Annotated in this window: 25 protein-coding genes; 17 read left to right on the top strand and 8 right to left on the bottom strand. The window is 35.3% G+C overall.

Features of this window, described 5'->3' with window-relative positions; translation table 11 throughout:
* Positions 1-67: 67 nt before the first annotated feature.
* The 4 genes from AAEU33_RS13705 to AAEU33_RS13720 all read left to right on the top strand — a co-directional run bounded on the left by AAEU33_RS13705 (position 68) and on the right by AAEU33_RS13720 (position 5,515).
* On the top strand, positions 68-2,233 hold the full coding sequence (locus AAEU33_RS13705; RefSeq protein ID WP_345988078.1) for a T9SS type A sorting domain-containing protein: 2,166 nt from the start codon (positions 68-70) through the stop codon (positions 2,231-2,233).
* Between the two features lie 177 nt (positions 2,234-2,410).
* Positions 2,411-3,337 carry a mevalonate kinase gene (locus AAEU33_RS13710; RefSeq protein WP_273648182.1) on the top strand — a complete coding sequence of 309 codons (927 nt, stop codon included), beginning with the start codon at positions 2,411-2,413 and terminating at the stop codon, positions 3,335-3,337.
* An 11-nt stretch (positions 3,338-3,348) separates the two neighbouring features.
* Entirely contained in the window at positions 3,349-4,278 is a 930-nt protein-coding gene (locus AAEU33_RS13715; RefSeq protein WP_345988080.1) for a UbiA family prenyltransferase, read from the top strand.
* Positions 4,279-4,342: 64 nt separating this feature from the next.
* Positions 4,343-5,515, top strand: coding sequence for a proline dehydrogenase family protein (locus AAEU33_RS13720; RefSeq protein ID WP_172278440.1), 1,173 nt, complete (start codon positions 4,343-4,345; stop codon positions 5,513-5,515).
* A 102-nt stretch (positions 5,516-5,617) separates the two neighbouring features.
* Here AAEU33_RS13720 and AAEU33_RS13725 read toward each other — a convergent pair whose 3' ends face one another.
* A complete protein-coding gene (locus AAEU33_RS13725; protein WP_345988082.1) occupies positions 5,618-6,157 on the bottom strand; it encodes a helix-turn-helix transcriptional regulator in 540 nt (179 codons plus the stop codon).
* 831 nt (positions 6,158-6,988) lie between these two features.
* On the opposite strand from AAEU33_RS13725, the gene AAEU33_RS13730 reads away from it, so the two are divergent.
* Positions 6,989-8,098 carry a M14 family zinc carboxypeptidase gene (locus AAEU33_RS13730; protein WP_345988083.1) on the top strand — a complete coding sequence of 370 codons (1,110 nt, stop codon included), beginning with the start codon at positions 6,989-6,991 and terminating at the stop codon, positions 8,096-8,098.
* A gap of 64 nt (positions 8,099-8,162) precedes the next feature.
* Here the strand turns inward: AAEU33_RS13730 and AAEU33_RS13735 are convergent, their stop codons facing one another.
* Positions 8,163-8,678: a DUF4920 domain-containing protein gene (locus AAEU33_RS13735; RefSeq protein WP_345988084.1), complete on the bottom strand. Its 516-nt coding sequence runs from the start codon at positions 8,676-8,678 to the stop codon at positions 8,163-8,165.
* 144 nt (positions 8,679-8,822) lie between these two features.
* Between AAEU33_RS13735 and AAEU33_RS13740 the strand changes: the two genes are divergently transcribed.
* From AAEU33_RS13740 to AAEU33_RS13750, 3 genes are all read left to right on the top strand, one after another.
* Entirely contained in the window at positions 8,823-10,238 is a 1,416-nt protein-coding gene (locus tag AAEU33_RS13740) for an amino acid permease (RefSeq protein WP_345988086.1), read from the top strand.
* Between the two features lie 192 nt (positions 10,239-10,430).
* A complete protein-coding gene (locus tag AAEU33_RS13745; RefSeq protein WP_273648175.1) occupies positions 10,431-10,871 on the top strand; it encodes a GPW/gp25 family protein in 441 nt (146 codons plus the stop codon).
* A 21-nt stretch (positions 10,872-10,892) separates the two neighbouring features.
* A complete protein-coding gene (locus tag AAEU33_RS13750) occupies positions 10,893-12,776 on the top strand; it encodes a type VI secretion system baseplate subunit TssF (protein ID WP_345988088.1) in 1,884 nt (627 codons plus the stop codon).
* Between the two features lie 52 nt (positions 12,777-12,828).
* Here AAEU33_RS13750 and AAEU33_RS13755 read toward each other — a convergent pair whose 3' ends face one another.
* The 4 genes from AAEU33_RS13755 to AAEU33_RS13770 all read right to left on the bottom strand — a co-directional run bounded on the left by AAEU33_RS13755 (position 12,829) and on the right by AAEU33_RS13770 (position 14,519).
* Entirely contained in the window at positions 12,829-13,128 is a 300-nt protein-coding gene (locus AAEU33_RS13755) for a putative quinol monooxygenase (RefSeq protein ID WP_345988089.1), read from the bottom strand.
* Positions 13,129-13,147: 19 nt separating this feature from the next.
* Positions 13,148-13,822 carry a type 1 glutamine amidotransferase domain-containing protein gene (locus AAEU33_RS13760; RefSeq protein WP_345988090.1) on the bottom strand — a complete coding sequence of 225 codons (675 nt, stop codon included), beginning with the start codon at positions 13,820-13,822 and terminating at the stop codon, positions 13,148-13,150.
* A 122-nt stretch (positions 13,823-13,944) separates the two neighbouring features.
* A complete protein-coding gene (locus tag AAEU33_RS13765; RefSeq protein WP_345988092.1) occupies positions 13,945-14,289 on the bottom strand; it encodes a hypothetical protein in 345 nt (114 codons plus the stop codon).
* On the bottom strand, positions 14,286-14,519 hold the full coding sequence (locus AAEU33_RS13770; protein ID WP_345988094.1) for a hypothetical protein: 234 nt from the start codon (positions 14,517-14,519) through the stop codon (positions 14,286-14,288). Before AAEU33_RS13770 ends, AAEU33_RS13765 begins: the two co-directional genes overlap by 4 nt.
* Positions 14,520-14,673: 154 nt before the next feature.
* Here AAEU33_RS13770 and uvrA point away from each other — a divergent pair, with 154 nt between their 5' ends.
* From uvrA to AAEU33_RS13785, 3 genes are all read left to right on the top strand, one after another.
* Complete coding sequence (gene uvrA / locus AAEU33_RS13775) at positions 14,674-17,502, top strand: excinuclease ABC subunit UvrA (RefSeq protein ID WP_172278420.1); 2,829 nt, start codon at positions 14,674-14,676, stop codon at positions 17,500-17,502.
* A 349-nt stretch (positions 17,503-17,851) separates the two neighbouring features.
* On the top strand, positions 17,852-18,247 hold the full coding sequence (locus tag AAEU33_RS13780) for a hypothetical protein (RefSeq protein WP_345988095.1): 396 nt from the start codon (positions 17,852-17,854) through the stop codon (positions 18,245-18,247).
* A gap of 125 nt (positions 18,248-18,372) precedes the next feature.
* The gene (locus tag AAEU33_RS13785; protein ID WP_172278416.1) at positions 18,373-18,507 is read left to right on the top strand and encodes a bacteriocin; all 135 of its coding nucleotides are present in this window, start codon (positions 18,373-18,375) and stop codon (positions 18,505-18,507) included.
* Between the two features lie 33 nt (positions 18,508-18,540).
* On the opposite strand, the gene AAEU33_RS13790 is transcribed toward AAEU33_RS13785, so the two are convergent.
* Positions 18,541-19,080 (bottom strand): hypothetical protein, encoded by a 540-nt coding sequence (locus tag AAEU33_RS13790; RefSeq protein ID WP_345988097.1) that lies wholly within the window; start codon positions 19,078-19,080, stop codon positions 18,541-18,543.
* Positions 19,081-19,223: 143 nt separating this feature from the next.
* On the opposite strand from AAEU33_RS13790, the gene AAEU33_RS13795 reads away from it, so the two are divergent.
* From AAEU33_RS13795 to AAEU33_RS13805, 3 genes are all read left to right on the top strand, one after another.
* Positions 19,224-19,736, top strand: a complete 513-nt coding sequence (locus AAEU33_RS13795) for a YetF domain-containing protein (protein ID WP_172278412.1) — start codon at positions 19,224-19,226, stop codon at positions 19,734-19,736.
* 4 nt (positions 19,737-19,740) lie between these two features.
* The gene (locus AAEU33_RS13800) at positions 19,741-20,241 is read left to right on the top strand and encodes a GNAT family N-acetyltransferase (protein ID WP_273648168.1); all 501 of its coding nucleotides are present in this window, start codon (positions 19,741-19,743) and stop codon (positions 20,239-20,241) included.
* A gap of 173 nt (positions 20,242-20,414) precedes the next feature.
* Complete coding sequence (locus AAEU33_RS13805) at positions 20,415-20,636, top strand: hypothetical protein (protein WP_228456976.1); 222 nt, start codon at positions 20,415-20,417, stop codon at positions 20,634-20,636.
* 317 nt (positions 20,637-20,953) lie between these two features.
* On the opposite strand, the gene AAEU33_RS13810 is transcribed toward AAEU33_RS13805, so the two are convergent.
* A complete protein-coding gene (locus AAEU33_RS13810) occupies positions 20,954-21,268 on the bottom strand; it encodes a DUF4286 family protein (protein WP_172278406.1) in 315 nt (104 codons plus the stop codon).
* Positions 21,269-21,416: 148 nt separating this feature from the next.
* Here AAEU33_RS13810 and gyrA point away from each other — a divergent pair, with 148 nt between their 5' ends.
* The 3 genes from gyrA to AAEU33_RS13825 all read left to right on the top strand — a co-directional run bounded on the left by gyrA (position 21,417) and on the right by AAEU33_RS13825 (position 26,074).
* Entirely contained in the window at positions 21,417-24,017 is a 2,601-nt protein-coding gene (gyrA, locus tag AAEU33_RS13815) for a DNA gyrase subunit A (RefSeq protein WP_345988100.1), read from the top strand.
* A gap of 24 nt (positions 24,018-24,041) precedes the next feature.
* Complete coding sequence (locus AAEU33_RS13820) at positions 24,042-25,067, top strand: tetratricopeptide repeat protein (RefSeq protein WP_345988101.1); 1,026 nt, start codon at positions 24,042-24,044, stop codon at positions 25,065-25,067.
* A gap of 170 nt (positions 25,068-25,237) precedes the next feature.
* Positions 25,238-26,074, top strand: coding sequence for a 1,4-dihydroxy-2-naphthoyl-CoA synthase (locus AAEU33_RS13825; RefSeq protein ID WP_172278400.1), 837 nt, complete (start codon positions 25,238-25,240; stop codon positions 26,072-26,074).
* Positions 26,075-26,093 lie beyond the last annotated feature (19 nt).

Raw genomic sequence — 26,093 nt, forward strand, 5'->3', positions numbered from 1 at the left:
TTAATAATTTTCATGACGATTAATCACTAGGTGTAGATTTTTTTGTTTATTTGTATAAAAATTAATAATGATAAAGAAAATTCTACTTTTTAGCATTTCGTTATGCTTTATCTTAAATTTTGCTCAGAATTTAAGGCCTGTCTCGCAGAAAATATCAGAATATCATAAACAAGGTAAACACTTTGAGAAATATGATCTTTTCAATATTAATAGAACTTCACCTAAAATAGAGGAATATAAAAGGGCAGCCACAGATATTACTGCAATGACTATTTATTCTGTAAATCTAAAAAAGTTGGTCAGAGACAAGCCTGAATCTATTGAAATTTCATTCCCTTTCGAAGGAGATAAAAAGCTTACCGTAGAGCTTTACAAGCATCAGATTTTTACAGACAATTTTAAAGTAACCACCAATACAGGGGAAATTGTGCCATATAACCCTGGAGCGTATTACAGAGGTATCATTAAGGGAGATAATTCTTCGATCGTTGCTTTTAGCTTCTTTGAAGATGATGTAGTTGGAGTAGCTTCATCCTCTGAATTAGGAAATGTTATTGTCGGAAAAATAAAGAATTCGGAAGATTTTGTAAGCTATTCTGAGTCAAAACTTACAGGCACGAACCCTTTTGTTTGTGGAGTAGACGAGTTAAAAGAAAATCAGGTTCAAAAGACAGCATTTGATCCTGCTACTGTTAATAAAGCTGTTACTGAAAACTGTGTCCGGATTTATTATGAAGTTTGTTTTGCTCCTTATCAAAATAACGGCTCTAATACAACAACGGTAACGAATTGGCTTACAGCTGTTCATAACAATATCGCAACACTTTATAATAATGATGATATAAAAGTAGCCCTTAATGAAATTTTTATCTGGACTACTGCGGATCCTTATACAGGAACTCCTGGTGCTAATCTTAGTAGCTTCAGAACAAACAGGCCTACTTTTAATGGAGATCTTGCTCATTTAGTAAATGCTCCGGCTACAACGAGTATTGCCTATCTCAATTCACTTTGCACGGGAAACAAATATGCATATTCGGGCATCTCTCAGACCTATTCCAATGTGCCTGTTTATTCATGGACTATCCAAGCAATGACTCATGAGATGGGACATAGTTTAGGTTCTCCCCATACCCATGCTTGTGCATGGAATGGTAATGGAACAGCAATAGACGGATGTGGTGCACAAGCTGGGTATAGTGAAGGCTGCACAGGCCCGATTCCGGCCACCACGGTAAAGGGTACGATCATGAGCTATTGTCACCTGGTTTCAGGAGTGGGAATAAGTTTTAGTAATGGATTTGGCCCGCAACCTGCAGCACTAATCAGGAGTACCGTAGACTCCAAACCTTGTCTGGGAACCAACTGTACAACACCTTGTGCGCTTAGCATTACGACTATGAATATTTCTAATGTTACCACAAATACAGCAAATGCTACTATTACGGATGGAACTTCTACTTCATGGAAGTATAAATTGACAACAATGGACGGGACAGTTGTAACATCAGGAAATACAACCACTCAAAATATTAGCTTAGCGAACCTTCAACCGGCCACTTACTACAGACTTTTTGTAGGATCGGGTTGTTCGGGATCAAATGCTTTTCAAAGATCCCAGTTATTTCTAACAGATGCCAATTGGTGTGGAGGTATATTATTTACAGATACAGGAGGGGTGAATGGTGCTTATGGTAATAATGAAACTATTGTAAAAACCTTTTATCCGAGTTCCGGTTCGGCGCTCAGCATGACTTTTACAGAACTTGAACTGGAAGAAGACTATGATTATATGTATATTTATAATGGTCCTTCAACGACTTCACCTTTGTTTTCTAATGGGACTTTAACTGGGAATACATTGCCGGGAGTATTTACTTCTACTCATGCTACAGGTGCTATTACTGTAAGGTTTGTATCGGATCCTGCTGAAACAGGAAGTGGTTGGAAAGCAGGCTTTTCCTGTGCTGTTCTAGGTATCGAAGATGTTAGTACAAAAGACAATACCGTAAATATTTATCCTAACCCAGCAAAGAATATGATTGTCATTTCAGCTAAAGAAAATCTCAGGTCCTATAAAATGTACGACGAAGCAGGAAGGTTAGTGTTGTCATCCGATTCATTAAAGGGAAATAAATCAGAAATTAATATTTCATCAATACAAACAGGAAACTATGTAGTTTCTGTAGAAACGGAAAAACAGACAGTAATAAAGAAATTAATAAAACAATAATACCCAATAAAAAAGCCTGATCAAATCAGGCTTTTTTATTGGGTTGATCAGGTTGGAAGTATGAATAAGGCTTATGGTTACAAATCCATTATTGTTCAAAAAATATTGTAATTCGGCCCGGATTTTGATTATATTCAGCAGAATAATCTTAAATTTGCAAAAAGATTTATTGTCAAGATGACGAACCCTCTATTTTACGCAAAAATAATTCTGTTTGGAGAATATGGGATGATAGAAGATTCCCAGGGGCTTGTGGTACCTTATAGTTTCTATAAAGGAGCTTTAAAGTTCTCTGATCTGAATTCTGAATTTGAATTGAAATCAAATCAGCATCTGCAGAAATATTCTGATTTTCTTGCGGATCTTAATCTTTCTGATGACTTCCAACTTAATATAGAAAGTTTTAAAAAAGATATTTCAAATGGACTTTTCTTTGATTCCAATATTCCTCAGGGATATGGGGTAGGAAGTTCAGGGGCTTTAGTAGCTGCTATTTTTGAACGTTATTCTATGAATAAGCTTAACCCGGAGAATATTTCCAAAGAAAATCTTAAAAAACTGAAAGCTGTTTTTGGAGAAATGGAAAGCTATTTTCACGGCAAAAGTTCAGGGATGGATCCTTTAATCTGTTATATGAATCTTCCCATCCTTATCGAAAACAAAGAAAATCTCGATAGGGTTGCTATTCCTGAAGGGGAAGAAGGAAAAGGAGCAATCTTCCTTATAGATTCCGGAATGACCGGAGAAACCGGCCCGATGATTCAGATTTTCTTTGAAAAAATGAAGACAGAAGGTTTCCGTAAAACATTAAAAGAAGAATTTATCCGTTATAATAATGCCTGTATCGAGGCTTTTCTGAAAAAGGATATGAATCCTTTCTTTAGAAACTTGAAAAAACTTTCACACTGGGCATATGAACATTTTCGACCAATGATTCCGGAAAGTATTTTCAACATATGGAAGAAAGGTCTGGATTCCAATGCCTATTATCTTAAGCTATGCGGAAGCGGTGGCGGAGGATATATACTTGGATTTACCAAGGACTATGAAAAGGCGGAAAAAATGCTTGATGGTTTTAACAAAGAGGTTATTTACAGATTTTAAACAGATTGGGAATGAATTCTGAAAAAGAAACTTTCCAATCAAAAAACTATATATCTAAATCTTTATTTTATAGATTCTCACAGTTCGTGGGCTTTCTTTTAGGCGCAAGGTTTTTTGTAGCGATCTTGCTTACATTTGCGCTTTACGTATCTACTTTTTTCTTATTTAATCAGGAGGAAAGTCTTCGAAATTTTGTCTTCGATTTTAAGGTTCACGGTATTATTTTCTGTACGGTACTGAGCATTCTAGCGGGAGGAATTATCAACCAATTCTACGATTTTGAAAAGGACCATGTGGTGAAACCTTTTCGTACAAGAATTCAAAGTTTTATTGCCCAGAAATATTTCTTGTACGCGTATCTCGCACTAAGTGTTATTTCCCTGGGAGTTGCTTGGTTTATTTCACATAACGTATTTATTTTTTTTCTGATCTATCAGTTTTTTATGTGGTTTTACAGCCATAAGTTAAGCCGTGTATTGCTGCTGAATAACCTTACTTTTGTAAGTCTTACATTATATCCTTTCTTTGGGATGATGGTATACTATGAAACTTTTTCCAAAAAGGTTCTTTTAATGGCTATTTTCCTTTTTTTGATCCTTTTATGCATTGATATTGTAAAAGACACGCTGACAAAGAGTGTTGATAAAGCGTTTGGATATACTACAATTCCTAATTATTTCGAAAATAAAACAACTAAAATTATTATCGTTTCTCTGCTTGTTGTAACGATGGTGGTGTCTATGAAGCTAATTATGAGAACCGGGGTCTCCGGTTTTATGGCTTATTACTTTGTCGGCGGGATGTTTATTATGATTTTATGTATTTATTTACTCCTCAACTACTCCCGGAAAAGCAAGTTCATAACATTGAATATATTAAGACTTTGGGTCTTTGTAGGAATTATTGCGATGCTTTTGAACGGGATCGAAAGTAAATTTTAAAAAATATTTTTTAAAAAGACTAAGGTTATTATTACCTTTGCAAAATTAAATTTAATAAAAAGGAATGCCCATTTTTAACGATACTAAAGTTGCATTTGCAGACAAAACAGATGCCCAATTAAGAAAAGCATATTGGATGTTTAAAATGATTGAACAACCGGCTTTAACCAGTGTTGGAACTTCTATTCTTAATTTTACCGTTCATCATAACTTTCCGTTTGTAACCGGGATTGTAAAAAATACTTTATTTGAACAATTCTGTGGTGGCGAAACACGGGAAGAAAGCATGAAAGTGGTAAAGCAATTATTCAAAAGAGGGGTTGGAAGTATTTTCGATTACTCAATTGAGGGAAAAGAAGATGAAGAAACTTTTGATGCAGTATGTAAGGAAATCAAGGATATTGTAAGATTTTCCGTAGGAAATCCGGCAATTCCATTTATTGTTTTTAAGCCTACAGCTTTTGGAAGAATTGATCTGTATGAAGCAGTTGGTAAAAACGCAGAGCTAACGACCAGCCAGAAAGAAGAATGGGAAAGAGTTGTAAGAAGGTTTGATGAGGTTTGTAAGCTTTGTCATGAGAACGATAAGAAAGTAATGGTTGATGCAGAAGAAACATGGATGCAGGATGCTGCAGATCATCTTTGTGAAGAGATGATGGAAAAGTACAACAAAGAAAAACCAATTGTTTGGAATACGATTCAGATGTACAGAACCGGAAGGCTGGAATACATGGAAAGCCATTTGCAAAGAGCCCGAGAAAAGAATTATTTTATCGGATATAAAATAGTGCGTGGGGCTTACATGGAAAAGGAAAGAGCCAGAGCAGAACAAAAGGGATATGCAGATCCTATCCAGCCTAATAAAGAAGCAACTGATAGGAACTATAATGCAGGAATTGATTTTGTAATGAATCATTTAGATAAAGTTTCAGCATTTTTTGGAACCCACAATGAGATCTCTTCCGAGTTGGTTATGGATAAAATGAAAACAAAATCTCTGGAAACGGGTAATCCTCATGTGTATTTTGGGCAACTTTACGGGATGAGTGATAATATTACATTCGCTTTATCAGATAAAGGCTATAATGTGGCTAAATACCTTCCTTATGGTCCAGTAAAAGACGTAGTTCCTTATTTGACCAGACGAGCTCAGGAAAACACTTCTGTGGCCGGGCAGACCGGTAGAGAACTGGGACTGTTAAAGAAAGAATTAGAAAGAAGAAAAAACAGTAAATAATTAATACCAATTATTTAAAAATAATAAACCTCACCAATTGTGAGGTTTTTTTATTCGCAATACTAGAGAATCTCAAGATAATAAATGATTGGCAATGCTTTTTTATGGCTCAAAGCTTTCGAATTTTCCGTTTTCATAAAACAAAACGATTCTTTTTATCTTACTTTGTTGATTTTCAATTACTTGATTAATAATTCTCTCATTTGAATTCTCTAATCGCTGAGAATCGTTTATTTTTTCCTGAGCTTTAACCTTGTACGGTATAGGAGATTCTCGAAGGGGTTGTTTTTGGGGAACAATTTCATCTTCATCAATGCCGAAATCTTCATCATCATTCATCATGGTAAACAGATCAGGGAGGGAAGTAGGCTTTAACTTTTCTTCATCCGGTTCATCTGGTTCGGGAACTGAAGTTTCGGGTAAGGCTGATTTGAGCATTTCACCTTCGCCATTGACTAACCAATCCCAAAGGATCTCAGGGAAATGAGATTTTATTTTTATAATAAATTCCAAAGAAGGTTTGTTCCTTCCGGAAGTGATATGAGAAATGGAAGATCGCTGTACATCGATCTCATCTGCGAATTCAGAAGGAGTAAGTCTTGAATACTCGATAACTTTAGAAATTCTTTCATTTAAACTCATAAAAATAAGCTTTTAATTGTTTTACAAATGTAAATAATAAATTTACAAATGCAAAATACAAATGTAAATAATTATTCACATTCATAATATACAAAAGTAAATAGGTATATTGTTGATAAACAACATATTATATTACTCATAAAATTCTACTGTAATTTTTATTCAACAATTTATCCTCATATCTGATTTTAGTGATATATACTTAAAATAAGAAGTCAATAAATTTCCTGTTAATAGGATGCTGTTCAAAAATTAGTATTAATCTTCTGATAAGGCTCTATTCATCACTATTTATTGTCTTTTTGAATGACGCTGGAGTAGGACCAATGATAAATGCCTGATTTCAACCATATATAATATGAAGTTATACTCAAATTTAAACGCTAAGTGTCTATTAATGGCTATTTCTTATGAGAAACTGATTAAGATTAATCTGAAAATTCCTCAATGCATTACTATATGATAAAATGACTTTTTATCTGTCCTATTTAATGACGGAAATCAAAAAAAATAAGAAAATAATCCACAATTTACATTTGTATACAAGGCAGGAAATTTATGTTTTCCACATCTTACTGTGTTTAATCACATTACCCTCAATTGAGGATAAATAGGGAATTGATCACTTCAAGTAAATTTAAAATAAGCATTTAGATAATCGTAGTAAATATTTGATTTTAAATTACTTAATAATATTATATTAAATTATTAGCAATCCACAATTTTATCCACAGACATTATGGCAATTTACATTGTTTAATAAAGTTACAAATGTTAATTTTATTTTCTCTTTAAAAATGGCTAATTTTGACTCATGTAAATTATTATGAAATGAACTTTGAACAGATCTATCTTCAAAATCCAAATTTCCCTAATCGCTATATTTCCCCTGAAAAATTATTTTTTTTCCTACAGACGAATCTCAGCGAATATATTACAGAGATCGGAAGATCGTATTTGGAGAAGCCCATTTATAAATTAAGTATTGGCAGTGGACCTATTAAAATACTGGCATGGTCGCAAATGCATGGAAATGAATCAAACGCTACCCATGCTATGCTTGATTTGCTGGTAAGTCTTGATAAATATCCTGAAATGAAGGAAGATTTATTCAACAAGATCAAACTTGACTTTATCTTTATGCTAAATCCTGATGGCTCTGAAAGATGGACAAGGCTAAATGCAACGGATATAGACCTTAACAGGGATTTTCATAATGAGGCCAGTAAAGAGATTAAGTTCCTTAAGAATATAGTATCTGCAAACCAATATGATTATGCTCTGAATTTACATGAGCAAAGGACTATTTTTACAACAGATGGAATCCATCCAGCCACACTTTCGTTTTTGGCTCCCTCTGAAAATGAAGAGCGCACCGTTACGGACAACAGAAAAAAATGTATGGCAGTGATTGGAAGGATATACAATCATTTAAAAGATTTAATTCCTAATCAGATTGGAAGATATTCTGATGAGTTTTATCCAACATCAACCGGTGATAATTTTATTAAAGCAGGAATGCCTACGATTCTATTTGAGGGGGGACACTTTGTAGATGATTACACAAGGACAGGAACAAGAAAATATTATACTATAGCATTATTCTATGCTTTAAAAGCAATCAGTGAACTTAATTCTGATATTACAGGCTGGGAATCTTACCTCGATATTCCGGAGAATAAGGAAAGCCACTACGATATTATCTACAGAAATGTAAAACTGAATACAGATCATCATTGTATTTTAGATATCGCTGTTCAGTATAGAGAAATTAAACAAGAAGGAAAAGATGATTTGTCTTTTATTCCATTTGTTATGGAGGTGGGAGATGTAAAGAAAAGAAAGGGATGGCTTGAAATAGATTGTACGGGAAAGAAATTTGTGTGCGCTACCAAATATCCTAAGCTGGATGAAAAAGTAGATTTTAGTATTGAAGATTAAAAAATGAAAAATAAAAAGCAGAACATTTGTTCTGCTTTTGTTTTATTAGATGAGGTCTGCAGGATTAATTAACAACTTTGATTCCATTAGCTACAAATCTCACTTCCTCTTTTGGTTTTGTGATAGCGTCAATCTCTGATTGTGGTTTTTTAGCATCTTCAGCATAATGCTTTTGTTCATCTACAGAGATTACTTTTCTTTCGGCATTTCCTTCCAAAACAACGTTTTTCCCCTTCAGAGCAGTAGGAACGAAGAATGCATAATCTTTCATTTTTACAAAGAACTGAGAATTATCTTCAGTCTTAATAGTTAGCCAGCATCCTTTTTTCTCACATACATCGGTTACTTTTCCTTTGATGGCTACATTCTCAAGTTTTTTATTTTCTTTTTTCAGTTTTTTACCAAGTTTTTCAACCGTAATCGCCTTAGATTCTACTGATGAGTCAACACCTGCACCATAAGTATCTCCCACGATAGCATTTCCCGCCGGCGGAGCAAACTTTTTCTGTGATGTCTCCTGAGCGAATGCTACAGCAGAAGTACTGATTGCAACCGCAAGTAATATGGATTTGAATTTCATTTTTAATATTTTTTTCAAAAATAACAATAAAAATTGAATTAATAAGTTAGATATACTTGATAAAAAATAGGTGTATTTGTAATTTTTGCATAAAATTCAAAATCAGAAACTTATTTGTTTATATTTGGAAATTCTAAATAATCTATGCAGAAAAAATTAAAACTTTGGGATGCCATTATGTTGGTAATGGGTTCTATGATTGGGAGTGGAATCTTTATTGTAAGTGCTGATATGATGCGGAATCTGGGATCCGGATACTGGTTGATCGTAGTATGGGTTATTACAGGAATAATGACAGTGGCAGCAGCAATAAGCTATGGGGAACTGTCTGCATTGTTTCCTAAAGCAGGAGGGCAATATACTTACCTTAAGGAGATTTTCGGTAAAAGGATGGGGTTTCTATATGGCTGGGGGCTTTTTACGGTTATTCAGACGGGTACTATTGCTGCCGTTGCAATGGCTTTCGGTAAATTTACTGCTTACCTGATTCCAGCACTTAATGATGCCGAGGCAATTTTCCAGAGTGGCGAGTTTAAGATAACGTGGATCCAGATATTAGCAATTGCCGTTATTCTTCTTCTTACATACATCAACACAAGAGGAGTAGAAAGCGGGAAGATTTTACAGAATATCTTTACAGGCTCTAAAATTATAGCATTAATAGGTCTTATTGCAGCCGGATTTATTTTAGTTGATGTTTCCCATCTTTCTGAAAATTTTGGATTTGGTTATGACTCATTTAATAATCTGAAAAAAGATATTAGCGGAAATTTTCTTAAACATGGATGGGAGCCTATTGGAGGAATGACCTTACTTGGAGGTATTGCCGCAGCTATGGTAGGTTCCGTTTTCAGTTCCGTAGCCTGGGAGAGTGTTACTTTTGTATCCGGCGAAATTGATAATCCTAAAAAAAATGTGGTTAAGGCAATGATCTATGGTACTTCTGCCGTAATGCTTCTGTATATAGCAGTTAATTATGTATACCTGAATGCTTTGGACCGGGATTCCGTTGCTTTCGCGGCTAATGACAGAGTAGCGGTAGCTGCTTCGCATCATATATTTGGAAGTGGGGGAACAATTATTATTGCTTTACTGGTCATGATTTCTACTTTTGGATGTAATAACGGACTGATCCTCGCAGGAGCCAGGGTGTTCCAGACAATGGCGAAAGACGGTATGTTTTTCCAGTCGGCAGAAAAAAACAATAAAAATGCAGTTCCCGGAAATGCACTTTGGATGCAGGGAATCTGGGCTTCTTTATTATGCCTGAGCGGACAGTATGGAAATTTACTGGATATGATTTCTTTTGTGATTGTTTTATTCTATATGATTACTGTTTTTGGTGTAATTTATTTAAGATTTAAACAGCCTAATCTTGAGAGACCTTATAAAACCTGGTTATATCCTGTTACTCCTCTTATTTATTTATTAATAGGAACCGGATTTTGTATTTTACTATTGATCTATAAGCAACAATATACCTGGCCGGGGTTTATAATGGTGATATTAGGGCTTCCTGTCTATTATTTTATCAACAGGAACAAAAAAAGGGATCAGTAGTACGATCTATTTGCTAAATAAAAAACATCCTGGCAACGGGAGGTAAAAAAATAGTTTACGGCTTTCAAGATTTTTTGAAAGCCGTAATTTTTTAAATGATATTTTTATTTCTTATTATTTCCTGAAAATGTTTAAATTGGTATTTTGTTTTATGCGAATGAAATAATACTGTCAAAACAAAAAAGTTGATATATGGACACACCAAATTACAGAATGCCTTTTGTTCCGTCAACACTAATGTCCGAAGGAGGAAGTATTGATACCTGCGACATGGGAGAGAGTATAGCCCATAACATTATGTTGCTGATAACCACTAAAAAAGGAGAAAACAGATATGATGAAAATTACGGAAATGATGTTTGGAACCTTGAATTCGATAATGGAGTTACAAGCGCTGTTTGGGAGAATATATTCATTAAAAGTCTAAAAAGACAGATACAGGAATATGAACCAAGAATTGTTCAGCCACAGATTGACGCCCACATACAAATTGTAGAACATAGCTACGATACCAAAGAGCACACGGAAATAAAGAAAAAAGTAAGAATTGCCATTAATGCCAAAATGGAGGCAACCGGTGAGCGGTTTAGCTTTTCTACAGAACTGTTCCTGAGCCCTATGTCTATTGATTAATGCTTATTGTAATTGAAATTTATGAATCTAGATCAAAATATATATTCCAAAGAATCTGTAAAGGCAAGAATGCTTCAAAACGCAACGAAAGTATGGGGACTGAAAAGTCCACAATCTTTGGACCCGTTTGTGAAATTACTGATAGATGCCTTCAGTACTGAAATTTTTAAAGCAAATAATGAAATACAGACGGTAAATGCCCGTATTTTAGAGAAACTGGCAAAATTACTGACTCCTTCTATTTATACACATCCAATTCCGTCGCATGCTATTGCCTTTACTCAACCTTCAGAATCTTCAGAAGTATTGCTTGAGCATACGGAGTTTTTCTTTAGAAAGCAGATGACCTCTACGGTTAAATCAGAATCGGATAAACAGGTTAACATTCCTTTTACGCCAATCGGTAATGTAAGAATCAATAGAATTCAAACTTCTATTATGTTTGTAGGGAATACATGCTATAGTATCGATGACCGACTGAATAAAATACCTATTTCAAGATTTCAGGGAAAACCGGAAGATTACCGTAAGGTAACCATTGGAGTGGATGTCTCTAAGTACGTTAGTGAGAACTTTCCTAAATATTTAAGTATATTTTGTTCCAATCCTGCCTTTGAACATCTGGACTTTGTTTATAAGCTATTGCCTTATCTTACGGTTACAAGTGATGGCAATCCATTATTTGTGAGGGAAGGCTTATCATATCTTAAAAATGCGCAGGCAGAAGGATATGAACAAATGTTCCGTGAACAATCGATCAGGACAAAAACAATTGAAGATATTAAAAGCATCTACCATCACAAATTCATTGAAATAACAGGCCTATCAAACAGCTTATTTTCTGAATCCGGTAAACTCCCACAGAATCTGAATTTCCTTGAAGGAAGAGAAGAGATAGAAAAATATATTGATGGAAAACAATATCTATGGCTGACTTTTGAATTTCCGCCACAGTTTTCTTCAGAAATTCTGGATAATTTCTCATTTGTTTTCAATGCTTTTCCTATTTATAACAGAGGATGGAAAAAAACGGAATACAGCCTTGATATCATGGGAAATAACATTCCTTTGGTAACAGATGAGGGAGAACATTTCTTATATGTTGATGAGGTACAGGATGGAGAGGGAAGGAGATATACGGAAATTCCTTTTACTCCGACCGACGACCTTAAAAAAGGACTTTATACGGTAAGAAAAGGAGGAATGGAACGCTTTACCAACAGAAATGCAGTCGATATGATTGCCAATGTTCTGGAACTCACAAGAGACGAGATTGCAGCATTTTCACTTTTAAACAGGGATAATGTAAAAGGAATGTTGAGCGAGATGTCTGATAAAATGAAATCAATGGTACAAAAGGTTAATAATGCTAAAAGAAGTATCAAGCAGGAACTGAATTATGTTATTATGGAACCTGTTGAAAAGACTGATCATACATATGCATCCTTTTGGATTACTCATTGTACTCTGGCCAATCATATGCGTCCGGGAACCGAATTATCCAATCAGCTGAAATCACAGTCTTTAGTGCTTCTTACGGAAACAATCGGAGGAGCTGAAGAACAAAAAGGAACAGACAGCATTCAGGCCTATAAATATGCACTTACAACCCGTGATAAGATAATATCATTGGAAGATGTGAAAAATTATTGCAGAATGGTTCTTAAAGATGAACTGAAAGAGGTAAGGGTGAGAAGGGGAACTATGATCAGTAATAAGCCTAAGGAAGGTTTTGTACGAACAGTTGAGATTGAAATTATCCCTCAGAATTATTCTTTTTACGGAAGAGCGTATTGGGAGAATATGTCCAACATGCTTCGGAACCAGATCATTTCTAAAGCAATAGATGGTATAGAATATATTGTCAGTATCAGTAACGAAGATGTTGACTTTTTTGAAAACTAAAATAAAAAATTCCGGAAAACATAATTTCTGGAATTTTAATTTTATAGATGCATCATACAATTTTATCCATAAGGATCACTTCTCTGTTTTCCAGTAAAGGAACAATTTGTTCCAACACCAACTTCTTAAAATATTCAGAATTACGATGTATCTCTACAGCCTCCGAATTTTTGTATCCCTCAAATAAAATCAATGTATTCTTATCCGATTGACTCTGATGGAGTTTATAAAATAGATTTCCATCTTCCCGGGAGCTTTGTTCAGCAACTTCTTTCATCATATTCAATACGGTAAGTAATTCTCCCTCTTTTACCTGCCATCTCGCATATACATAAACTTCTTTCTGGCTCATTTTTTTAGATTTAATTAGATTATTTATCTTCTAAAGCAGCAACTATTTTTTCACCCACTCCTTTTGCGGAGGCGGGGTTTTGTCCTGTAATCAGATTCCCATCAGCAATGCTGTTGGCTGACCATGGTTGTGCTGCGTGGAAAATAGCGCCTTGTTCCGTTAAAGCAGATTGAAGGTCAAAGGGAACATCTTTTCTCGCATAGTTGTCTTCTTCTTCTGTGGTAAAGGATGTAATATTTTTTCCGGCTACCAAATAGCTTCCATCGCTTAATTGTACGTTGAGAAGAGATACAGGACCATGACATACGGCTCCTACAATACCATTTTTTTCATATATCTCAGCTATAAATTTCTTGAGAAGAGGTGCTTCCGGCATGTCTACCATTGGTGCTAAACCACCGGGTATGAACACAGCATCATATTCATTACTATTAAAACCGGATAACGAAGCTGCTTTTTGCATATCTGACCATCCGATACCTGTAAGGAATTTTAAATTATCAGGATCATCAGCTAAATTTAAGGCATCTAAAAATGGTGTCTCTCCTGTCAGACTGGCAAAATCAATCTGATAACCGGCTTTAAAAAATTCTGCATACGGATGTGCTACTTCCGGAAGGAAAGTTCCTGTTCTTCTATTTTCCGGCCCGATTGAGCTGGCGTTGGATACAATGATTAATACTTTTGGTTTCATGACTTGAATTATTTATTATTTTGCTTCGTCGGAATTCTTCCGATTGATATAGCAAATTTATGGTGATAAGGCATGCTAAAAGAAGGATCGGAGTCACAAAAAAAGTGTGATTTCGATCACACTCAGTACTTGTTATCATTGGTATACAATCTGCTTAGAGTCTCCCTGCTTACGCCCAGATATTCCGCAACATATTTTTTCGGGATCTGGAGGATAAGATCCGGGTATAATCTTGAGAATTCTTCATATCGCTGTTGAGGTGTACTGGATAATAGTAATGTAATCCTTTGCTGTAAAGCAATATATCCATTGGTAAGTTTTACTCTGAAGAAATGTTCCATTTTATGAAATTCAGCCGCCAGTTTCTCTCTTCCTTCAAGGGTCAGGCATAACACTTCACCCTCTTTCAGGCATTCCACAAACATAGTTGCATTGTTTTGCTTAAAAAAACCGATGTAATCGGTCATCCACCAGTTCTTTTTGGCAAACTGTACAATATGTTCTTTTCCATTTTCACGATGTAAAAAACTTTATAAATCCCATCTAAAGCCAGGAACTCAAATTTTACTTCATCACTTTCGTGAAGCAGGAATTGATTCTTACGGACTTTCCTGAGTGTAAAAAATGTTTTGATATATTCGAATTCTTCATCAGTAAGGGACATTATCTCTTCAATATGGTCGCGTAGTCTTTGCATTGATTAGTTAGGGTTAAAGCAATGTAAATTTAAACTTTAAAAAACAAAAACAGGACTTTTAGAGTTAATTAATCTAACACTTTTTAACATAAAAAATTCCATAAAATTCCGTAATTTTGCACATTGTGATTTTCAGGTAAAGTCACGCCAAATTATGAGTAAATCAACAGAATATATAGAAATTTACGGCGCACGCGAGCACAACCTTAAAAATATCAATGTCAAAATTCCACGCAATGAATTAGTGGTTATTACGGGGCTTTCCGGTAGTGGAAAATCTTCATTGGCTTTTGATACCATTTTTGCAGAAGGCCAGCGTCGTTATATAGAAACATTTTCTGCTTATGCACGACAATTTTTGGGAGGATTGGAACGTCCTGATGTCGATAAGATAGAAGGATTATCTCCCGTAATTGCTATCGAGCAGAAAACAACAAATAAAAACCCACGATCTACGGTAGGAACGGTTACGGAATTGTATGATTTCCTTCGTCTGTTATATGCAAGGGTTTCTGACGCTTATTCCCTTTCTACAGGAAAAAAATTGGTTAGCTATACGGAAGACCAGATTCTTGAAACCATTAAAGAAAACTATAAAGGGGAAAAGATCATGCTTATGGCCCCTGTAGTCCGTTCAAGAAAAGGGCATTATCATGAGCTTTTCGTACAGATGGCGAAAAAAGGGTATGGGCAGGCAAGAATTGATGGTGAACTACAGGATATTGAATATGATCTAAAGCTTGATCGTTATAAGACACACGATATTGATATCGTTATTGACCGTTGGATCATTGGAGAAAATGCATCTGAAAGCAGAATGGAGAAGTCACTCAGAACTGCTATGGAGATGGGAGAGGGAATTATCGGAATTCAAAAATTAGGAAGTACGGAAATTGAGTACTTTTCAAAAAACTTAATGGATGCAGAAACAGGACATTCATTAGCATTGCCGGAACCCAACACATTCTCCTTCAACTCACCGAAAGGAAGCTGCCCGGACTGTAAAGGTCTTGGTACTATTAAAAAGATTAATACGGATTATTTTGTGGAAAATCCTAAATTATCCATTAATCAGGGAGGTCTGTTGCCTTTAGAAGATATTAAATCGAATAAATGGATTTTAGCACAGATTAAAAATATCCTGGAGATATTTGGTTTAGGTCTTACAACTCCCATGAAGGATATTCCTGAAGAAGCTTTGGAATATATATATTATGGATGTCATAAAGAATTTAACAAAGACCTTAAATATGCAGGGATCACTAAAAAGATAAAGATTAATTTTGATGGATTGATTCCTTTTATGGAAGAAATTATTGATGAAAAAGAATCTTATGAAGGGGTTTTATTGGAAAGACATTTTACTACTGAGGAAACATGTCCTGAATGTAACGGAACCCGCCTGCAGCCATCAAGTCTGAGCTTTAAAATTGATGGTAAAAATATTGCTGAGGTTAATGGATTGAGTTTGGCTGATCTGAAAGATTGGCTCCATGATGTTAAAGATAAATTCTCAGAAAAAAATAAAATTATTGCTTACGAAATCTTAAAAGAAATCGAAACCAGGCTTCAGTTTTTGCTGGATGTGGGATTAGACTATTTAAGCTTAAGCAGAAGCTCAAAAACGCTTTCAGGGGGAGAATCCCAAAGGATCCGTCTGGCTACACAGATCGGTTCTCAATTGGTTAATGTTCTTTATATCCTGGATGAACCCAGTATCGGACTTCACCAAAGGGATAATGAGAGGCTGATCAATTCATTGAAGAACCTGAGAGATATCGGAAACTCTGTTTTAGTGGTAGAGCACGATAAAGATATGATCCTTGAAGCGGATGAGGTTCTGGATATTGGTCCTAGGGCCGGGAAGTTTGGAGGTGAAATTCTATGGCAGGGAAAACCTAAAGATCTTTTGAAAGCAGACACTATCACAGCGGATTACATTAATGGGAAAAGAAAAATCGAAATACCAGCCGAAAGAAGATCTGGAAATGGTAAGAGCATCGTTTTAAAAGGAGCTACAGGAAACAACCTTAAAAATGTAAATCTCAATATTCCTTTAGGAAAGCTTGTGGTGGTAACAGGAATTTCGGGAAGTGGTAAGTCTTCTCTGATTAACGGAACATTATATCCTATATTGAACAAGCATTTTTACAGAGCGGTTCAGGAACCTTTGCCATACAAAAAAATAGAAGGGCTTGAGAATATTGATAAAATAGTAGATGTAGATCAAGCTCCGATTGGAAGGACTCCTAGATCTAATCCAGCAACCTACACAGGAATGTTTACTGATATCAGAAATCTTTTTGCAGAGCTGCCGGAAAGTAAGATTCGCGGTTACAAGCCGGGAAGATTTTCTTTCAATGTAAAAGGTGGAAGATGTGAAACATGTCAGGGAGGTGGATTGAAAGTAATTGAAATGAACTTCCTTCCGGATGTGTATGTACACTGTGAAACATGTAATGGGAAAAGATTCAACAGGGAAACCCTTGAAGTCCGGTATAAAGGTAAATCAATTTCTGATGTACTGGATATGACAATTGACGAAGCAGTAGAGTTTTTCCAACCTATTCCTAAGATCTACAGTAAAGTTAAAACCTTACAGGATGTAGGTTTAGGGTATATTACAATGGGACAGCAATCAACTACACTATCAGGAGGAGAAGCCCAGCGTATTAAACTGGCTACTGAGCTTGCCAAAAGGCAAACCGGAAATACACTCTATATTCTTGATGAGCCTACCACGGGTCTGCACTTTGAAGATGTTAAAATTTTGATGGATGCGATCAATCAATTGGTAGAACTCGGAAATTCATTCATTATTATTGAACACAATATGGATGTAATCAAATTGGCCGACCATATTATTGATGTGGGACCTGAAGGAGGAAAGCATGGCGGACAGATTGTTGCCCAGGGAACTCCGGAAGAAATCGTGAAGTCTAAGAAAAGTTTGACCGGTAAATTTCTGAAAAAAGAACTATAGGTATCCAATATTTATACTTCATTGGAATAGATATTTTAATTACGGAATTCATTTTATAAAGAGAGGATAGTGTACTATCCTCTTTTTTATTCCTAAATCTAAAAGATTCTTGATTATCAAAGCCAATTGGATAGGAAAGATTTCGATAAAATAGGGTATAAAAAGGTGGTTTTCTCAACTCCAATATTAAATTTTCACATTGTTAATCTATTTAAATGTCTGTTATTTAGTGTTTTATGTTTTAATATTAACTGAATGTTAATTAAATATGAACTAAATATGAATTATTTTTAATAACTTAGAGTAGCAATTATAAATGGAATATTACAATATTTAAAATCAAATAGTTATGAAAAATAAAATTCAAATAGGTTCCCTATTCCTGTGCATTATAGGATTTGTTTCATTGAGTACTTTAAAAGCACAGACTACAGATGGTAATGTCATTCCTGAAATTCAGCTGAGCAAAAATGATACGTTCAATAAAATACGAAAAGAGCTTATCAATAATTTCGACTTTACTAATTATGAATATAAACAAGGTGTTGTGAATTCAGAAGTGAAATTTGATATTACAGAAAATGGAAAAATTGTGAATGTACACTCAACAGGTGATTGCAAGAATGTAAGTAAAGAGATTGAAAATGTTTTAACGAATCTGAAAATAAATCGTAAAGATTTTAATAACAACATTATTGCTTATACCTATGTAATGCCTGTAACAGTTGAGATTGATAACAGGTAATAAATCTTTTCATAAAAGAAGTTTTGATAATTTTTAAGTGTAAATAGTGAAAATTTTCTGCAAAAAACTGTAATAAATTAATTTGTTCTTCGTTTTAAATTTACCAAACATTAAAATTAAAAAGTATGAGAAATTTAAAGAAACTTAACAAGGAAGAATTAAAATCAGTGTATGGCGGAGAACCTAAAAAATACTGCGTATACTGTGAAAGATTGAATAAGACAGTATGTAGCGAAGTTCCAATCGCTCAGTGTCCTTAAAATAAAAAAAAGCTGCTTGACGAAGCAGCTTTTTTATTTCTTATAGCACAGGGCCTTTTTTGTTTCGATAATAAAAGCCTTGAGTTGCTCTTTGAGGGTAGACCTTTGAGTAAAAATGATATTGTCAATTTTCCAGCCCTTATCATTGATCAGTTGAATTGTATTTTCCCAAACCAGAGTAGGATATATTTTATCGTCTGCTTTATATTCACTGATTTCCATTTCCACAATGGCTTCTGCTGTATTTCCGGTTACATTTATGCTTTTTATTTTTTGATTTGTAGCATCAGGTACTCCTGTGAAAATAAAGCTTTCTACTGCTGCAGGTTTATCAGTGGGATAGTTGCTGTTTTTTATTCTTTGGGCATCCGCATCAGCTATCCTGTTTGCTTGATCAAGTATATTTTTTAGATCAGGAGAAAAAAGTTCCTTTGAAGAAGTAGAATTGGACGGTGAAGTGTATTTATAGAGTTGGTCGATTTTAGCTGTTATTTCCTTTTCATTGCTGCTTTTGCTTGTTACACAGCTGTTAAAAAGTAGCAGTAGAGAGAGGAAAAAAAGCAGTCGTTTCATAATATTGTGTTTGATGCTAACAGATGCTCAAACTTTATGCCAATCTTTTATAATTTTTCATAATTGAATTTGATAGGACTCTATTAAAAAATACTCATCAGAATTATAAAAATTTATACATTTGATAGATATAAATATAATTGGTGAATCCTATCCTAGATGTTGTAGTCCGTTCGCTTTGCGTATACCTGTTTATGGTCGTAGCGATCCGTCTGTTCGGCAAAAATCAGCTATCTCAGCTTAACGCGGGAGACGTAGTCTTGTTATTATTAATCTCCAATGCAGTGCAAAATGCAATGGTGGGTCAGGATACTTCCTTGCAGGGTGGTCTCATTGCTGCACTTGTTCTTTTTGCCGCCAATTTTATACTAAAAAGATTAATGTTTTCTAACCGTTCTTTTGAAACGTTTATGGAAGAAAATCCTGTAATCCTGGTAAAGGATGGTAAGATCGATGAAAAAGCTTTAAATACAGTAAAAATTACCAAAGATGAGCTGGAGGAAGCGATCAGGGAGCATGGAGTAGAAAGAATAGAAGATGTAAGGTTATCGATTCTGGAAGTGGATGGGAATATCAGTGTTGTTTCGGAAGATAACCAGACAAAGCAGACTCATTATTCGAGGATAAAAAGAAAAAATAAAAGAAAATATCAGTAATAAAATGAACTACGAGATCAGAGAAATGCTTCCCAGTGACGAAGTACGTGTATTAGAAATATTTCAACAGGGAATTGATGGTGGGATTGCCACTTTTGAGACAGAGGCTCCTAACAGAGAAGTTTGGAATACGGAATTTTTCAATGATTGCAGGTGGATATTGGAGAATGAAAATAATGAAGTAGTAGGATGGGCGGCTTTGAAGCCTGTGAGTAAAAGAGAATGTTTTAAAGGTGTTGCTGAGGTGAGTATTTATTTTGATAATCAGTACCAGGGAAAAGGGCTGGGATCTGTGCTGCTTAAAAAGATGATTCTGGATAGTGAATATCATGGATTCTGGACTTTACAGTCTAATATATTTCCGGAAAATGAAGCTTCTATAAAATTTCATCAGAAGAATGGATTCAGAACAGTGGGAGTTCGTAAAAAAGTGGGAAAGCTCAATGGAGAGTGGAAAGATCTTGTCATGCTTGAAAAAAGAAGTGAGACAGTTGGGTTTGATTAGGCAGTGTCCGCTTTAAAAAACGGCAACGCATTCCTAAACTTTAACTTTGTCCTCTAACCTCTAACCTCTAACCTCTAACCTCTAACCTCTAACTTCTTTTTGCTTTTGGCATCAACCTTGTTTATATACATTTCGAAATTCGAAACAATGAAAATATGAACGGTTTGATAAAAATGCTAGGTGTGGTTTCTTTGACTTTAATGCTAAGTAGCTGTACAGTGCAGGAATACCACCATGGAAGGAGAGGATTACCTCCGGGCCAAGCTAAGAAAGTGTATGGCGGGAGTGCAAGATACTATGCACCGGGTCAGGTTAAAAAAAGAGTGTACTATTACGAATATGATGATGATAGAGGACGAGGACACAAGAAACATAAAAAACATCACAGAGATTAAGATCTCTTGAAAAATTAAAACCCTGTAAAAGCAGGGTTTTTAATTTTATAAGGTGTTTTAGAATTTATTATGTATAAAATAAACATCTGGCATTCAGATTGTTGTTGTTATGGTAATCATAAAAAGAAAAAATATGAAAACCCTGACTAAAACTATCGGCATACTGGCGTTGGTTTTCCTGCTGACTTCTTGTCTGCATCATCCACCTCCACCGCCAAGACCACATGGGCCTCCGCATCATTCGAGGTAATGAAAGAGATTTATAATTAATTTTTAATACAACAAAAAAGCTCTGAAATCTCAGAGCTTTTTTATGATTACATTCTTGTTTTTTTAGGGTTCAAGAAAGTATTGAATATCATGACCTCTTGCCCGAACTGTTTTTCAACTCTTTCTCTAATGTTTAAGAGCTCACTCTCGATAAAATCTGTCCGAAGCTCATCATTATCAAAGATCAGCAAGAGATTATAATTCTTCCCTTCGTCGATATAATCACTTTCGATCTCAGAAAGAATATATTTGTTTACATCCATAAGATTTTCAGTCATTAAAACCAATGTCTCATCCATATAATTTTCCCACTCTTCAAGATTATTTTTTGTGCAATGGAAAGTTATACTTAATAGGCTCATATTTTAAGAATTTTTAAGATTTTGTGGATAAATTCTACCACAAAAATCGGTAAAAATTTCGTAAATTAGCCCGTTATTAAAAAACCAAAATAAATAATTTTCAGACTCACAGCTAAAAGTCTGACTGTCATTATAATAAAATTTGTTTATGCAAAAAGAAGGAGAAAGACTAATTCCTATCAACATTGTTGATGAAATGAAGTCATCTTATATCGATTATTCGATGTCGGTTATCGTTTCAAGGGCGTTACCTGACGTAAGAGATGGCTTAAAACCCGTTCATAGAAGAGTGCTTTATGGTATGTATGGATTAGGGGTTTTTTCTAATAGAAAATACTTAAAATCTGCGAGAATTGTTGGGGATGTTTTAGGTAAATATCACCCTCACGGAGACTCTTCTGTATACGATGCAATGGTAAGAATGGCGCAATCCTGGAGTTTACGTTATCCACAGGTTGATGGTCAGGGGAACTTCGGTTCAATGGATGGAGATCCACCTGCAGCAATGCGTTATACTGAGGCAAGATTGAAAAAAATCTCTGACGACGTTCTTGCTGATCTTGACAAAGAAACAGTTGATTTTCAGAATAACTTTGATGACAGCTTACAGGAACCTACTGTAATGCCTACTAAAATTCCTAATCTTTTAGTTAACGGAACTTCCGGTATTGCCGTAGGTATGGCAACCAATATGGCTCCGCATAACCTGTCTGAGTCTGTTAATGCTATTGTTGCTTACATCGATAATAAAGAAATTACCATAGATGAGCTGATGCAGCACATCGTTGCTCCGGATTTTCCAACAGGAGGAATTATTTATGGATACGATGGAGTAAGAGATGCATTCCATACAGGAAGAGGAAGGGTAGTTCTTAGAGCAAAAGTTAATTTCGAAGAGATAGGAAACAGAAATGCTATTATCGTAACTGAAATTCCATATCAGGTAAACAAAGCTGAAATGATTGCCAGGACAGCTGAGCTGGTTAAAGATGAGAAAATTCCAGGGATTTATGAGATAAGAGATGAGTCCGACAGAAACGGACTTCGTATTGTATATGAGCTGAAAAATGATGCGATTCCGAATGTTGTATTGAATTTATTATATAAATATACTTCACTTCAGACATCTTTCAGTGTCAACAATATTGCTTTGGTACACGGAAGACCGGAACAATTAAATTTAAAGGATATTATCCATCACTTTGTAGAGCACAGACATGATGTTGTTATAAGAAGAACTCAGTTTGAGCTTAAGAAAGCCAAAGAAAGAGCACATATCCTTGAAGGATTCATGAAGGTGATCGGTACGCAGGACTCTCTGGATAAGGCAATTTCTATCATCCGTCACAGTGTAAACCCACAAGCTGCTAAGGAAGGATTGATTCAGGAATTTGATCTTTCTGAAATCCAGGCCCAGGCAATTCTTGATCTGCGTTTGGCTCGTTTAACGGGAATGGAACTGGATAAGATCCGTGATGAGTATGACGCGATCATGAAAGAAATTCTGAATTTAGAAGATATCCTTGCTAACGAAAGCAGAAGGTTTGAAATCATTAAAGAGGAATTACTTGAAGTAAAAGAAAAATATGGTGATGAAAGAAGAACTGAAATCGATTATTCAGGAGGTGAAATGTCAATTGAAGACATTATTCCTAATGAAGCGGTAGTTCTTACTATTTCTCACGCAGGATATATCAAGAGGACTTCCCTGTCAGAATATAAGATCCAGAGCAGGGGTGGTGTAGGAAACAGAGCGGCAACAACAAGAGATGAAGATTTCCTTGAATATATTGTTTCTGCGACCAATCACCAGTATATGTTGTTCTTTACAGAAAAAGGAAGATGTTATTGGTTAAGGGTATTTGAAATCCCTGAAGGTTCTAAAACGGCAAAAGGAAGAGCTGTACAAAACCTTATCAATATCGAACCGGATGATAAGATCAAAGCATATATCAGAACCAATGATCTGAAAGATGCTGAATACATCAATCAGATGAGTGTGGTTATGATCACTAAGAACGGTACGATCAAGAAGACATCTCTTGAAGCTTATTCAAGACCAAGAGTTAATGGTATTAATGCTATTGAAATCAGAGACAATGACCAATTGTTAGGAGCATGGCTTACGAACGGAACTTCTCAGATCATGATTGCTACTAAAAATGGTAAATGTATCCGCTTCCCGGAAGAAAAAGTAAGAGAGGTAGGTAGAGGATCTATCGGGGTTCGTGGTATTACCATGGAAGATAATGACGAGGTAATTGGTATGATTGTTGTGAACGATGTAGAGAATGAAACCGTTTTAGTGGTTTCTGAAAAGGGTTACGGTAAAAGAACTGCTGTAGAAGATTACAGAATTACCAACAGAGGAGGAAAAGGAGTTATTACGCTAAACATTACCGAAAAAACAGGAAATCTTATTGCCATCCAGAATGTAACGGATGAAGATGGATTGATGATCATCAATAAATCCGGTGTTGCTATCCGTATGAATATGGATGAAATGAGGGTTATGGGTAGAAATACACAAGGGGTTAGAATGATCAACCTTAAGAAAAATGATGAAATTGCGGCGATTGCAAAAGTGGAGATGGATAAGGATGTAGAAGAAGAGTTAGAGGAAGGAGAAGAAGAAGCAGAATCTACACAAAGCACCGATGCAGATGCAAATGTAACACCACAATTAGAAAATAATTCGGAAAATGAAGAGTCTGCCGATGAAATCGGAGATTCAGATTCCGAAGAATAAATGTAAATAAAATAAATTCTGATTATGAAAAAGCTAATTTTAAGTATAGCGATTATTTCTTCAGCTTTTGTTTTCGGACAGAAGAAGGATGTAAATGCTCAGCTACAAGATGCTAACAAAGCAGCTATGGATGCATATAATGCGAAAAACTATGCTGTTGCGGCTCCTAAGTTTTTAGAGGTTTATAACCTGTTAAAAACGAATGGCCAAGATGATAAAGTGTATATGTATTATGCAGGACTTAACTATGCTTTGGCTAACAACGTTGATGAAGCCATTAAGATCTATACTGAATTGATCAATTCAGGATATACAGGAGTTCAGACCAACTATACGGCAAAAGATAAAAAAACAGGTCAGGTTGCTACTTATGATAAAGGAACTTGGGAGATGCTGAAAAAATCTTCAGATTATTCAGACTTCAAAACAGAGCAAACTCCAAGTGTAGAGCCTGATTTATATGAGACTTTATCTACATTGCTTTTAAATGCCAAGAAGAATGATGAGGCTGTAGCTATCATTGAAAAAGGATTAGCTAAATTTCCTAATAATGCTAAGCTGAAAGACTTCCAAAGTACGGCTTATTATCAGTCAGGAAATACAGATAAATTTGTGGCTACTTTAAAAGAGCAGTTAGCGAAAAATCCTAATGATGCTACCAACTGGTATAATTTAGGAGTTATGCAATCTAAAAATCCTGCTACCGGTGCAGATGCTGAAACTTCTTTCAAAAAAGCAATTGAGTTGAAGCCTGATTTTGCCAATGCTTATCAAAACTTAGTGTATACAATAATCGGAGAAGATGATAAAGCGGTAAATGAAATCAACACGCTTAGAAAAACTAAGCCGGATGATGCAACGAAGCTTATTGAAGCCAGAAAAGAAAGATTTAACAAAGCTTTACCTTATGCAGAAAGCTGGTATAAGGCTCTTCCTAATGATGTAAATGCGGTTACTATGCTGAAGGAGATTTACAGCATTACTAAGAATCAGGCTAAGATGGCTGAAATGAAAGCTAAAGAAGCTGAACTTCAGGGAAAAGCTAAATAATATTCTTTAAAAGAATTGATATAGAAAACCGAAACAAAATTGTTTCGGTTTTTGTTTTTTAATCCGAAAATGAGCTTCCTCAGTTTCTATGTTTTTTTACATGATAATCCTTGTTTTTGGAACGTTAAAATTCTTTGCAATTCCGTATCTTTGAGAAAAATTTTTACAAGATGATTGAGTGGAAAACCGCTAAAGAATACGAAGATATTACCTATAAAAAATGCAATGGTGTAGCTCGAATTGCTTTCAACAGACCGGAGGTTCGTAATGCTTTCAGACCTAAGACAACTTCAGAATTATATGATGCTTTTTATGACGCTTATGAAGACTCTTCAATAGGTGTTGTTTTGCTTTCAGGAGAAGGACCAAGTCCTAAAGACGGAGGATGGGCTTTCTGTAGTGGAGGAGACCAAAAAGCAAGAGGACATCAAGGGTATGTAGGTGAAGATGGAAGACATCGTTTGAATATCTTAGAAGTTCAGCGTTTAATCCGTTTTATGCCTAAGGTAGTAATTGCCGTTGTTCCGGGTTGGGCAGTAGGTGGAGGACATTCGCTTCATGTGGTTTGTGATCTTACGCTAGCAAGTAAGGAACATGCTATTTTCAAACAAACGGATGCTGACGTTACAAGCTTTGATGGTGGTTATGGTTCTGCATATCTTGCAAAAATGGTAGGTCAGAAAAAGGCCCGTGAAATTTTCTTTTTAGGAAGAAACTATTCTGCCCAGGAAGCTTTGGAGATGGGAATGGTGAATGCCGTTATTCCACATGAAGAATTAGAAGATACAGCTTATGAGTGGGCACAGGAAATTTTAGCCAAATCTCCGACTTCCATCAGAATGCTGAAATTCGCAATGAACTTAACTGACGATGGAATGGTGGGACAACAGGTTTTTGCAGGAGAAGCTACCCGTTTGGCTTATATGACTGAAGAAGCTCAGGAAGGCAGAAATGCATTCCTGGAAAAAAGAAAACCTGACTTCGGGGAAAATCAATGGATATCATAAAAATATAAATGATAATTGA

The organism is Chryseobacterium sp. Chry.R1 (assembly GCF_039645525.1).
Lineage (GTDB): Bacteria > Bacteroidota > Bacteroidia > Flavobacteriales > Weeksellaceae > Chryseobacterium > Chryseobacterium proteolyticum.